A 12,096-nucleotide genomic window follows, 5' to 3' on the forward strand; every position below is an offset into this window, starting at 1 on the left:
CGACCCCGTTAAGGGTCTGGTCCAGGACGGACTGGACCGCCGTCGGCAGACGCTCTGCGTCGTTGTAGACGATGACGACCACGGAGACGTCAGGCACTGGCACCTCAAATCCACATTGTGTTCCGTTTGCGGCCACGCGGATCGGATCCGGTGGGGCCCGAGCAAAAGTACCGTGTGTTGCGTTCAACCCGGGCAGGCGGCCGGGTGGCACGCGCCGGGCGGGCATACTTCTGTAGAGGTGTCTGCCGGGCGGCGGTCGGCGACATTCATCCGATCGGACCCGTAGCAGGAAGAACCCATGACGAAGCTGTCCGTAGTCGTTCCTTGTTACAACGAAGAAGCGGTCATCGACAGCTTCGACTCGGAGATCCGCAGAGTCCTCGACGGGCTCCCCGTCGACTACGAGGTCTGCTACGTCGACGACGGTTCCAAGGACGGCACCCTCGGCAGGCTCCGCGCCATCGCCGCGGCCCACGGCGACCGCACCCGCTACGTCTCCTTCAGCCGGAACTTCGGCAAGGAGGCCGGCATGCTCGCCGGCCTGCGCGAGTCCACCGGCGACGCCGTGGTGATCATGGACGCCGACCTCCAGCACCCGCCGGAGCTGATCGGCAAGATGCTGCAGCTCTACGGCCTCGGCCACGACCAGGTCATCGCCCGCCGCAACCGCGAGGGCGACAAGAAGGTCCGCTCCGCGCTGAGCAGCCTCTACTACCGCGCGGTCAACAGCTGGGTGGACGTCGAGCTGAGCGACGGGGTCGGCGACTTCCGGCTGCTGTCCCGCCCGGCCGTCGACGCGCTCCTGGCGCTCCCCGAGAACAACCGCTTCTCCAAGGGCCTGTTCTCCTGGATCGGCTTCGACACCGTCACCTTCGACTACCAGAACGCCCAGCGCGAGGCCGGCGAGACCAAGTGGAAGTTCGGCGCCCTGCTGAACTACGCCATGGACGGGCTGATCTCGTTCAACAACCGTCCGCTGCGGCTGGCCATCTGGACCGGCGGCGTACTGACCGCCCTGGGCGCCCTCTACACCCTGTGGATCGTCATAGGAGCACTGATCGGGGGCGTCCAGACCCCCGGCTACGTCACCCTCGTCGCGATCATCGTCGGGCTCGGCGGCGTCCAGATGACCATGCTCGGCCTGATCGGCGAGTACATCGGCCGCATCTACTACGAGACCAAGCGCCGCCCGCACTTCCTGGTGAAGGAGTCCCACGGCGTCGACCCCCGCACGGGTGAACCGCAGCCGATGGCCTCCGTCGCCGAGCGGGACGGCCGGTGAGCCGGCTGGGCGGCCAGCTGGGCCAGATCGTCCGCTTCGGGCTGGTCGGCGGGGTCAACACCGGCACCTTCTTCGGCGCCTACCTGCTGCTGCACCCGTGGATGCCGTACTTCGCCGCCTACACGCTGGCCTTCCTGATCAGCATGGTCGGGTCGTTCTTCATGAACACCTACTTCACGTACCGCACCAAGCCGACGTGGAAGAAGTTCTTGCTCTTCCCGCTCACCCAGGTGACGAACTACCTCGTCCAGTCCGCCGGCCTCTTCGCCCTGGTGACCTGGGCCGGCATGAACACGAAGATCGCGCCGCTGGCCGCCGCCGTCATCGCGATCCCCTTCACCTACCTGATCGCCCAGCGGATCCTCACCGGCCGCGCCCCGGCCGCCGCCGGCCCCGCGCCCGCCGCCGAGGACGTCCGGCCGGTCGGCACCGCGCCGAAGGGCTGACCGGCCCGCCCGGAGGGCCGCCACCGCCCCCGCTGTCCACGCAGCGGAATGCGGAGGCGGCCCCGCACCGGCACCCCGTAAATTTGGCGGTGCACCATCCGGGTGAGCGAGTAAGGGGGCAGGGACGTGTCAGCGGCAAGTCAGCCGGCAAGGCAGGGTGTGGTCGACGCCCGCAGGATCGTCGTCAAGGTCGGCTCCTCCTCCCTCACCACCGCCGCCGGCGGCCTCGACGCGGACCGGGTGGACGCCCTGGTCGACGTGCTCGCCAAGGCCCGCAGCGGCGGCGAGAAGGAGATCGTGCTGGTCTCCAGCGGCGCCATCGCCGCCGGCCTCGCCCCCCTGGGACTGCGCCGCCGGCCCACCGACCTGGCCCGCCAGCAGGCCGCCGCCAGCGTCGGCCAGGGACTGCTCGTCGCCCGCTACACCGCCTCCTTCGCGCGCTACGGCGTCCGCGTCGGCCAGGTCCTGCTCACCAGCGACGACACCAGCCGCCGGGCCCACTACCGCAACGCCTACCGGACCCTGGACCAGCTGCTGGCCATGGGGGCCCTGCCGGTGGTCAACGAGAACGACACCGTCGCCACCGACGAGATCCGCTTCGGCGACAACGACCGCCTCGCCGCCCTCGTCGCCCACCTGGTCCGCGCCGACCTGCTGGTACTGCTCTCCGACGTCGACGGCCTCTACGACGGCGACCCGTCGCTGCCCGGCACCTCCCGCATCGAGGAGGTGCACGGCCCCGAGGACATCGCGCACGTCTCCATCGGCAGCGCCGGCAAGGCCGGGGTCGGCACCGGTGGCATGGTCACCAAGGTCGAGGCCGCCCGGATCGCCGCCGCCGCCGGCATCCCCGTGGTCCTCACCTCCGCCAGCCAGGCCGCCGACGCCCTCGCCGGCCGCACCACCGGCACCCACTTCCACCCGACCGGCCGCCGCTCCACCGACCGGCTCCTGTGGCTCCAGCACGCCTCCACCCCCCAGGGCCACCTCACCCTCGACGCGGGCGCCGTCCGGGCCGTCACCGAGCGCGGCAGCTCCCTGCTGCCCGCCGGCATCGCCGCCGTCTCGGGCGAGTTCGTCGCCGGGGACCCGGTGGAGCTGCGCGACACCGACGGCCGCGCGGTCGCCCGCGGGCTGGTCAACTTCGACGCCAAGGAGCTGCCCCGGCTCCTGGGCCGGTCCACGAAAGAACTCGCCAAAGAACTCGGTCCCGAGTACGAGCGCGAGGTGGTCCACCGCGATGACCTGGTGCTTCTCCAGCGCTGAGGGGTCGGATCCGGTAAAACCGTCGCACGGCGGGCCGCGGACTGGTCCACTTTGTTGGCAGGGACAGCGGGCACAGCAGCAGACCGACGCACAACCAGGAGGCCGCCGGTGAGACGAGCGCGTGCCGAGCGAGCGCTGACCAGCGTCGCAGTGGGCGAGGGGGCCGGGCCCGCCGAACCCTCCCGGCTCTGGCACGTCACGCTCAGCGTCTCCGGCGACCCCGCCCCGCTCGCGGAGGTCCGCCGGGGCCTGGAGCAGCTGGCCCACGACCACCCCTTCCTCCTCACCAGCCGGTACGCCGCCGACCACGCGGAGATCCGGTACTGGGAGGAGGCCCGGGACCTGCACGACGCGGCGGCCGTCGCCCTGCGCCTGTGGGGCGAGCACCGCTCCACGGCCAAGCTCCCGCCCTGGGAGATCGTCGGCCTCGAGGTCATCGACCGCGCCACCTACCACCAGCGGGTGGCGGAGGGCTACGGCCCCCCGCCCGCCTCCCCGGTCGGCGTGCACCCGTACTGACCGCGGGCGCCGTCTCGCGGGCTGAAACCCCTGCGGGAGGCGCCCGGCCGAGGACTACCCTGCACCCATGACCTCGCAGCACGCCGCTTCCCCCGTCCTCGCCGCCGCGCAGCGCGCCCGCACCGCCGCCGCGGAGATCGCCCCGCTGCCGCGCTCCGCCAAGGACGCGGCACTGCACGCCATCGCCGACGCCCTCGAAGCCCGCACGGCCGAGATCGTCGAGGCCAACGCCGTGGACGTCGAGAAGGCCCGCACGGCCGGCACCAGCGACACCGTCGTCGACCGGCTCACCCTCACCCCGGAGCGGATCCGCGCCATCGCCTCCGACGTGCGCGACGTCGCCGCCCTGCCCGACCCGGTCGGCGAGGTGGTCCGCGGCTCGACCCTGCCCAACGGCATCGACCTGCGGCAGGTCCGCGTCCCGCTCGGCGTGGTCGGCATCATCTACGAGGCCCGTCCCAACGTCACCGTCGACGCCGCGGCCCTGTGCCTGAAGTCCGGCAACGCCGTCCTGCTGCGCGGCAGCGCCTCCGCGTACGCCTCCAACACCGCCCTCGTCGGGGTGCTGCGCGACGCGGTGGCCGCCGCCGGCCTGCCCGCCGACGCGGTCCAGCTCGTCCCCGGCGAGTCCCGGGACTCCGTCCGCGAGCTGATGCGCGCCCGCGGCCTGGTCGACGTCCTCATCCCGCGCGGCGGGGCCTCGCTCATCAAGACCGTCGTCGAGGAGTCCGTCGTCCCGGTCATCGAGACCGGCACCGGCAACTGCCACGTCTACGTCGACGCCCTGGCCGACCTCGACATGGCCGTGGACGTGCTGATCAACTCCAAGGCCCAGCGGCCCTCCGTCTGCAACTCCGCCGAGACGCTGCTCGTGCACGCCGACATCGCCGACGCCTTCCTGCCCCGCGCGCTGGACGCCCTCGCCGAGGCCGGCGTGACCGTGCACGCAGACCCGCGCGTGCTCGGCTACGCGGCGGGCTCCAAGGCCACCGTGGTGCCCGCCACCGAGGAGGACTGGGAGACCGAGTACCTCTCCTACGACATCGCCGCCGGCGTGGTCGACTCCCTCGAGGACGCCGTCGCGCACATCCGCCGCTGGACCTCCGGCCACACCGAGGCGATCGTCACCACCTCGCAGGCCGCCGCGCGCCGCTTCACCCAGCTGGTCGACTCGACCACGGTCGCCGTGAACGCCTCCACCCGCTTCACGGACGGCGGTCAGTTCGGCTTCGGCGCGGAGATCGGGATCAGCACCCAGAAGCTGCACGCCCGGGGCCCGATGGGGCTTCCGGAGCTCACCTCCACCAAGTACATCGTCACCGGCGACGGTCACGTTCGGTAGTGGCGGCCTGAACCCCGAGTGGCCGATTTTCGGCGCACTCCCTGCCCAAAACAGTCCCCCCGGTCTACGCTGGTCCCGTGCCGGACGACGTGGGGGGCAAGCCGATCCCGGACGACGGGAAGCCCGACGACGACCGCGGAGGCGCGGATCAGGACTTCGCCTCCGTGGTGTTCGACGAGGCCTTCGTCCGGAGCGCCACGATTCACGAACCGACGGCCTCGGAGCGGCTGCACGCCGCTGCCCAGGCCCGGGCGCAGGCCGAGGAGGCGCGCGCCGTCGCCGCCGCCCGGTCCGCCGACGACGACCTCTTCGAGGGGTACGACGGCTACGTCGACCGCTTCGGCTACGGCTACACCTCCGACGGCGAACCGTACGGTTTCGGCCCCGACTATGCGTACGGATACCACCTCGGCTACGGCCCGTACGGCGCCTACGGCGGCTCGCTGCGCCCCTACAAGGGGCGGGCCCGCTGGCTGCGGCCGGTGGCCTGGATGCTCGCCTTCGTGATGGGCGTCGGCATGGTCGCCCTCGCCTTCACCGCCGTCTACAAGAGCGCCACGCGCGAGGAGTCGGTCGCTCCGCCGGCCACCACCGGCGGAGCCCCCGCGCTCGTCCCCGCAAGCCCGTCCAAGTTCCCGCCCGGCGGCGCGTTTACCTACACCGGTAGCGACCAACCCTGAAAGTACGACCCCTCCGCATCTCGAGGGGGCTTCTCTATTGCGGGGACAGCGGGGAGAAGCGAATGGCCGCGCCAGGAGATCCACCTGACGGCGCCCCCGAAGGCATCGGCGGCGACGACGAGTACCGGTCCGTGGTGTTCGACGAGGACTTCGTGAGGGCCGCCAGGCTCCAGGAGTTCTCCGCCCACGAGCGGATGGGAGAGCACGCCCGCGCGGTGCGCAGCCGCTCCGCGTGGTCCGCCGGCAGCAGCGGCGGCACCGCCCGCGGCGGCGGGCGCAGCGGCCGGCAGGGGCTGGTCCTGCTGCTGGTCGTGCTGCTCGCCTTCAGCGCCGCCGTCTACATGGGACTGCGCAATCCGTACGTGCCGCCGGAGCCCGGGCAGCCGGACCCCTTCACGGCCACCGTCGTCCCGCTGGCTCCGCCCGCGGTCGTGCCCGGCGGGACGCCCGGCGCCCTCTTCGACGCCAGCCCGGCCGCCGGCTACGGCATCGGCGCGGCCGGCATCAACCTGCCCGCGGTCCAGCGCACCCGGCACTTCAGCGACGCGCAGGTGGTCGCCGCCCTCACCACCGCCAAGGAATACCTCGTCCGGTCCGCCCTGGACCCGGACGCCCTCGCCGGCGGCAGTGCCCGGCCGGCCCGGATCCTGCTCCACCCGGACCAGTTCGACCAGTTCGACCGCAGCCTGGCCCGGCCCGCCCCCGACGGGCGGCACGCCGCCACCGGCTGGCTGGTCCGCTTCGATCCGGCGGTGGCCGTGGTCGCCGACCCCCGGGTCCGGGTCGAGGGCGTGATGGGCTTCGCCGAGATCGGCCCCGACACCCTCGAGGTCACCACCGACCACGTCTTCGTCTACGCCGTCCGCCCGGCCGTCGCCGGCCCCCGCGCCCAGGGCGGCGCGGCCTCGCTCTTCACCGTCCGCCGGGAGCTGCGGCTCCGCTTCGACCGCGACGACCTCGAGGCGCGGCGGGCCCGGCTGCTCTCCGCGTACGTCCAGGCCGGCCCGCAGGACTGCGCGGCCGACCCGGCCGGGGCCTTCCGCCCGCTGCTCGCCGGGCAGCGGGCGACCGGTACCGGACCGGCCGCCAGCGACCCCTACGACGCCGGCCGGGCGCACCCGGCGGCGGGGCTCTGCGGCACCCTGGCGGCTAGCGCCCTGCCGAGCCCGGCTCCCCGTCCGTAGCGTCCGTACCGCCGTCACCGGTACCGCCGGTACCACCGGAGGCGTCCGCGGCGGGGCCGGCCGCCGGGCCGGTGCCCTTGCCGGCGCCGGCGCCCGAGCCCGAGCCGCCGCCGAAGCGGTCGAAGAGCTTGCTGCCGGCCTCGCCCACGCCCCCGGCGATGTCGCCGACCAGCTTCATCAGCGGGTCCTTGCTGCTCTTCACCGCATCGGCGTAGTGCGCGGCGGACTCCCGGAAGGAGTCGCTCACGGAGGTGTCCTTGTCCTCCTCGCGGCGCGGGTAGTGGCCGTCCATGATCCGCTGGTGGTCCCGGCTCTCCGCCCACTTCTTCAGCTCGGCGGCCCGCACCGTGGTGAAGGGGTGGGTCCGGGGCAGGACGTTGAGGATCTTCAGGACGGAGTCCCGCAGGTCCCCGCCGGCCTCGAACTCCTCCGCCTGGGCCAGGAAGGCGTCGACGTTCATCTCGTGGAGGTGGTTGCCGCCGGCGATCTTCATCAGGCCCCGCATCGAGGCCCGCAGGTCCTGTCCCACCAGCAGCCCCGCCCGGTCCGCCGACAGCTCCGACTTGCGGAACCACTCGCGCAGCGCCGTCACGATCGCCATGATCGCGACGTTGCCCAGCGGGATCCACGCGACCTTCAGGGCGAGGTTGGTCAGGAACAGCAGGATCGTGCGGTAGACGGCGTGGCCGGAGAGGGCGTGGCCCACCTCGTGGCCGACGACCGCCCGCATCTCCTCCTCGTCGAGCAGCTCCACCAGCGCGGTGGTCACCACGATGATCGGCTCGTCGAGCCCGATGCACATGGCGTTGGGCTTGGGGTCCTGCTGGACGTACATCTGCGGGACCTTCTCCAGGTCCAGGATGTAGCAGGCGTCCAGCAGCATGGTGTGCAGGTGCGGGAACTGCTCCGGTCCCACCCGGACGGAGTCCGACAGGAACAGCAGCCGCAGGCTGCGCTCCGGGAGCAGCCCGCTCAGTGCCTTGAAGACGGTGTCGAAGCCGCTCAGCTTGCGCAGGGCCACCAGCGCGGAGCGGTCCGCCGGGTGCTCGTAGGCCCGTGAGGAGATCCCCTGGAACCGCCGTCGACTACGGCCCGGAAGCGTCTCGAAGCCGGTCTCGCTCATCTTTCCCCCATCGGTGCGCCTGGACGTCCACCCTCCTAACGCCTGAGTCGGCGTGAGCGTGCCCGGACCGCACGCATACGATGTGCGCGACGTCTCAGCCCACACGATAGGTCCCTGCTGATGAGCCTGATGAGCACCGCCCACACCCTGGTCACCCTCGCGGAAGAAGGCGGCGAGCACGGCGGCAACCACGAGAGCCTCAACCCCTTCCTGACCGGCGGCGGCGCGCTCTTCGTGCTGCTGCTCCTGCTGTGGATCACCACGCGCCTGAACCGCGACCGCTGATTCCGGGCCGCTCCACCGGGCCAGTAGGCTCTGCGCACATGGGAGAGCAGGAAGTGCCTACCGGTCCGGTCAAGCGCCGTCTCGGAGTCATGGGCGGGACATTCGACCCGATCCACCACGGACACCTGGTGGCCGCCAGCGAGGTGGCCGCGCTGTTCCACCTCGACGAGGTGGTGTTCGTGCCGACCGGCGAGCCGTGGCAGAAGTCCCAGCGGGCCGTCTCCGCCGCCGAGGACCGCTACCTGATGACGGTCATCGCCACGGCCTCCAACCCGCAGTTCTCGGTCAGCCGGATCGACATCGACCGCGGCGGTCCCACCTACACGATCGACACCCTGCGGGACCTGCGTTCCCTGAACACGGACGCGGACCTGTTCTTCATCACCGGCGCCGACGCCCTCGCGCAGATCCTGACCTGGCGCGATGCCGAGGAACTGTTCTCGCTGGCCCATTTCATCGGCGTCACCCGCCCCGGCCACATACTGACTGACGACGGCCTCCCGGAGGGCGGCGTCTCCCTGGTGGAGGTGCCCGCGCTCGCGATCTCCTCCACCGACTGCCGCAACCGGGTGGGTTCGGGCGATCCGGTCTGGTACCTGGTGCCGGACGGCGTGGTGCGCTACATCGACAAGCGAGAGCTGTACCGGGGCGCCTGAGGTTCCGGAAGAGAGGGGCACCGGTGAACGACCGCCAGGAGCCGCAGGACCCGTACTCCGTCCCCGAGCAGCAGCTGATCGGGTACGACGACTACGGGCAGCCGGTGTACGCCCAGGTGCCCGCCCGGCCCGCGCAGCAGTACGACGCGTACGGATACGGCTACGACGCGTACGGCGCGCCCGCCCCGCAGTACCCCCAGCAGTCCCCGCAGCAGCCGGACCAGGGCTACGACGCGTACGGCTCCGGCGGGCAGCAGTACGCCGGCCAGGGCTACGACTACGGGACCGGCCAGTACCCGGCCGCGGACGCCACCGGCCAGTACCCGGCCGTCGATGCCACCGGTCAGTACCCGGCGGTCGACGCGACCGGCCAGTACCCGGCGGTGGAAGCCACCGGCGCCTTCCCCGCGGCCGACGCCGCGCAGGCCGGCGGCCAGTACCCCTACCAGGCGGCGGTGGACACCGCCCAGCAGTGGATCCCGCAGCAGGCCGCCGCACCCGGAGCGGCGGCTCCGGAGGCGCCGGACACGGCCCCGGACGCCCCCCAGGTGCCCGAGCCCCGCCGGCCCGCCCCCGACTACCGCACCGAGCAGTTCTCGTTCCTCGAGGAGCCCGACGAGGACTCCGAGGACGTCATCGACTGGCTCGCCTTCACCGAGAGCCGCACCGAGCGCCGCGAGGAGGCCAAGCGGCGCGGCCGCAACCGGGTCGTGGTCCTGATCGTCGCGCTCGCCGTCTTCGTCGTCTGCGGCGTCGGCTACCTCTGGTACGCCGGCATGATCCCCGGCCTGGGCGGCGGCTCCGGCGGCGCCGGGCAGGCGGCCACCGGCCCGCAGAAGCGCAACATGATCGTCGTGCACCTGCACGACACCAAGAAGGGCGGCACCTCGACCGCCCTGCTGGTCGACAACGTCACGACGAAGAAGGGCGCCACGGTCCTCATCCCGAACGCCACCGTCGTCACCGGCGACGACGGCTCCGGCACCACCCTCGCCAAGTCGGTGGACGCCGACGGCCTCGGCGGCACCCGCGACTCCCTCGACACGCTCCTCGGTACCAAGATCGAGGGCACCTGGCGGCTGGACACCCCCTTCCTCGCCAACCTCGTCGACCAGCTCGGCGGGATCGAGGTGGACACCGACACCGCCGTCCCGGCCGGCCCCAAGGGCAGCACCCCGGCCGTCGCCAAGGGCGAGAAGCAGAGCCTGAGCGGGGCCATGGCCGTCGCCTACGCGACGTACCGCGCCGCCGGCGAGCCCGACACCAAGCAGCTGTCCCGCTTCGGCACCGTCCTGTACGGCGCGCTGCGCAAGATGCCCGGCGACGACCAGGCCGCGACCGTCACCGTGGAAACCCTCGGCCAGATCCTCGACCCCTCCCTCACCGAGAAGGACCTCGGCGCGGCCCTGGCCCGGCTCGGCGAGCACGCCAAGGTCGGCGACTACACGACCGAGGTCATGCCGGTGAAGGAGGACGGCGCCCTGACCGCCGGGGCCGTGGACACCGTGGTCAAGGGCCTGCTCGGCGGCGCCCTGAAGGACCCGGCGCCCAACACCGCCCCCCGGGTCGCCCTCAAGGACGCGAGCGGCAGCGCCAAGACCGCGCTGGACGTCCGCGCCGCACTGGTCAACGGCGGCTACACCTTCGTCGACGGCGGCAAGACGGCCACCCAGTCCGAGACCGTGGTCACCTACGCCGACGACGCGCAGAAGGCCAAGGCCGTGGAGGTCGCCAAGACCCTCGGGCTCACCGAGACCGCGGTCAAGAAGGCCCCGGCCGGCGCCAACGCGGAGGTCACGGTCGTCCTGGGGACGGCCTTCAAAACTCCCTGACCTGGGACGACATCCATACGGACAGTTAAATTGCGGGGGGTGGCGGCGGTACATGAGACCCTTGAACCGATCTGCCACCCGACCCGAAAGCATGGCCAGTGACCGCCACGGACCGCTCCATCGAGCTCATCACCGCCGCCGCCCAGGCCGCGGCCGACCGGCTCGCGCACGACATCATCGCGTACGACGTCAGCGACGTGCTGTCGATCACCGACGCCTTCCTGCTCGCCTCGGCGCCCAACGACCGCCAGGTCAAGTCGATCGTCGACGAGATCGAGGAGAAGCTCCAGAAGGAGCTCGGCGCCAAGCCCGTGCGCCGCGAGGGCGACCGCGACGCCCGCTGGATCCTGCTCGACTACGTCGACATCGTCGTCCACGTCCAGCACAGCGAGGAGCGGGTCTTCTACGCCCTGGAGCGGCTGTGGAAGGACTGCCCCGAGATCGACCTGCCCGAGGACGCCAAGCTCACCAAGGGCAAGGCCGCCGAGCACGCCAAGCTGCGCGAGGCGGCGGGCGACGACGACCTGGACGGTGATCTGTTCTGAGCACGTCCAAGCCCGGCCGCAAGATCGTCCTGTGGCGGCACGGCCAGACCGCGTGGAACCTGGAGCGGCGCTTCCAGGGCTCCACGGACATCGAGCTGACCGAGGCCGGCCTGACACAGGCCCGCCGGGCCGCCCGGCTGCTGGCCTCGCTGAAGCCGGACGCCATCGTCTCCTCCGACCTCAAGCGGGCCGCCGCCACGGCCGCCGAGCTGGCCGCCGTCACGGGCCTGCCGGTCGAGCACGACGCGGACCTGCGGGAGACGTTCGCGGGTGAGTGGCAGGGCCTGACGCACGACGAGATCCTGGCGAAGTACGGCGAGCAGTACACGGCCTGGCGGCGCGGCGAGCCGGTGCGCCGCGGCGGTGGCGAACTGGAGACCGAGGTCGCCGACCGCGCGGCCCCCGTGGTCCTGCGGCACGCCGCCCAGCTGGGCGAGAGCGGCACCCTCGTGGTGGTCAGCCACGGCGGCACCATCCGCACCACGATCGGGCGGCTGCTGGGCCTGGAGGCCGACGCCTGGGAGAGCCTGGGCGGCCTCTCGAACTGCTGCTGGTCGGTGCTGGGCGAAGGCGCCCGCGGCTGGCGGCTGCTGGAGCACAATGCGGGCACGCTGCCCGAGCCGGTGCTCGGCGACGACGACTGAGTGTGCAGGTCCGGGCCTCGGAGGCGCCCCCGGAGGGGCCTCCGGGACCGGATTTCACTTTCCGGCCGACCACAGGCTAGAGTTCTTCTTGTTCGCAGCGAAGAGCGCCGGAAACGGAGCGAAGAGCAGCGAGTCAGGCAAGGGGCTATAGCTCAGTTGGTAGAGCGCCTGCATGGCATGCAGGAGGTCAGGAGTTCAATTCTCCTTAGCTCCACAATCAGGATCCCGTCCCCAACAGGGGGCGGGATCCTTGTTTTTGTCATCCGAGGGCCGTCAGAAGTCGCCACGGTCC

13 protein-coding genes and 1 tRNA gene are annotated in these 12,096 nt (G+C 72.0%); 13 read left to right on the forward strand and 1 reads right to left on the reverse strand.

Going from position 1 to position 12,096, the window contains the following annotated elements; translation table 11 throughout:
- Nucleotides 1–298: 298 nt before the first annotated feature.
- The 7 genes from AB0O40_RS21825 (at nt 299) to AB0O40_RS21855 (ending at nt 6,719) form a co-directional block, all read left to right on the forward strand.
- Complete coding sequence (locus AB0O40_RS21825; RefSeq protein WP_365044067.1) at nt 299–1,282, forward strand: glycosyltransferase family 2 protein; 984 nt, start codon at nt 299–301, stop codon at nt 1,280–1,282.
- Nucleotides 1,279–1,728 carry a GtrA family protein gene (locus AB0O40_RS21830; protein WP_365044070.1) on the forward strand — a complete coding sequence of 150 codons (450 nt, stop codon included), beginning with the start codon at nt 1,279–1,281 and terminating at the stop codon, nt 1,726–1,728. Before AB0O40_RS21825 ends, AB0O40_RS21830 begins: the two co-directional genes overlap by 4 nt.
- A gap of 159 nt (nt 1,729–1,887) precedes the next feature.
- The gene (gene proB / locus AB0O40_RS21835; protein ID WP_365044185.1) at nt 1,888–2,994 is read left to right on the forward strand and encodes a glutamate 5-kinase; all 1,107 of its coding nucleotides are present in this window, start codon (nt 1,888–1,890) and stop codon (nt 2,992–2,994) included.
- Nucleotides 2,995–3,129: 135 nt separating this feature from the next.
- Entirely contained in the window at nt 3,130–3,513 is a 384-nt protein-coding gene (locus AB0O40_RS21840) for a hypothetical protein (RefSeq protein WP_365044188.1), read from the forward strand.
- A 67-nt stretch (nt 3,514–3,580) separates the two neighbouring features.
- Complete coding sequence (locus tag AB0O40_RS21845) at nt 3,581–4,855, forward strand: glutamate-5-semialdehyde dehydrogenase (protein ID WP_365044073.1); 1,275 nt, start codon at nt 3,581–3,583, stop codon at nt 4,853–4,855.
- Nucleotides 4,856–4,932: 77 nt separating this feature from the next.
- Nucleotides 4,933–5,535: a hypothetical protein gene (locus AB0O40_RS21850; RefSeq protein ID WP_365044075.1), complete on the forward strand. Its 603-nt coding sequence runs from the start codon at nt 4,933–4,935 to the stop codon at nt 5,533–5,535.
- Nucleotides 5,536–5,597: 62 nt separating this feature from the next.
- Nucleotides 5,598–6,719 (forward strand): hypothetical protein, encoded by a 1,122-nt coding sequence (locus tag AB0O40_RS21855; protein ID WP_365044078.1) that lies wholly within the window; start codon nt 5,598–5,600, stop codon nt 6,717–6,719.
- Here the strand turns inward: AB0O40_RS21855 and AB0O40_RS21860 are convergent.
- Nucleotides 6,685–7,842, reverse strand: a complete 1,158-nt coding sequence (locus AB0O40_RS21860; RefSeq protein ID WP_365044080.1) for a M48 family metallopeptidase — start codon at nt 7,840–7,842, stop codon at nt 6,685–6,687. The genes AB0O40_RS21855 and AB0O40_RS21860 overlap by 35 nt on opposite strands.
- 120 nt (nt 7,843–7,962) lie before the next feature.
- On the opposite strand from AB0O40_RS21860, the gene AB0O40_RS21865 reads away from it, so the two are divergent.
- From AB0O40_RS21865 to AB0O40_RS21890, 6 genes are all read left to right on the forward strand, one after another.
- Nucleotides 7,963–8,127, forward strand: coding sequence for a hypothetical protein (locus tag AB0O40_RS21865; protein WP_365044083.1), 165 nt, complete (start codon nt 7,963–7,965; stop codon nt 8,125–8,127).
- Nucleotides 8,128–8,165: 38 nt separating this feature from the next.
- Nucleotides 8,166–8,783 (forward strand): nicotinate-nucleotide adenylyltransferase, encoded by a 618-nt coding sequence (nadD, locus tag AB0O40_RS21870; protein ID WP_365044086.1) that lies wholly within the window; start codon nt 8,166–8,168, stop codon nt 8,781–8,783.
- A gap of 23 nt (nt 8,784–8,806) precedes the next feature.
- Nucleotides 8,807–10,615, forward strand: coding sequence for an LCP family protein (locus AB0O40_RS21875; protein ID WP_365044089.1), 1,809 nt, complete (start codon nt 8,807–8,809; stop codon nt 10,613–10,615).
- A 98-nt stretch (nt 10,616–10,713) separates the two neighbouring features.
- On the forward strand, nt 10,714–11,160 hold the full coding sequence (gene rsfS, locus AB0O40_RS21880) for a ribosome silencing factor (protein ID WP_365044093.1): 447 nt from the start codon (nt 10,714–10,716) through the stop codon (nt 11,158–11,160).
- On the forward strand, nt 11,157–11,804 hold the full coding sequence (locus AB0O40_RS21885) for a histidine phosphatase family protein (protein ID WP_365044191.1): 648 nt from the start codon (nt 11,157–11,159) through the stop codon (nt 11,802–11,804). Before rsfS ends, AB0O40_RS21885 begins: the two co-directional genes overlap by 4 nt.
- Nucleotides 11,805–11,945: 141 nt before the next feature.
- Nucleotides 11,946–12,018 (forward strand) — tRNA-Ala (locus AB0O40_RS21890).
- The last annotated feature ends 78 nt before the right edge of the window (nt 12,019–12,096 follow it).

Source organism: Streptomyces sp. NPDC089919 (genome assembly GCF_040684615.1).
Lineage (GTDB): Bacteria > Actinomycetota > Actinomycetes > Streptomycetales > Streptomycetaceae > Streptomyces.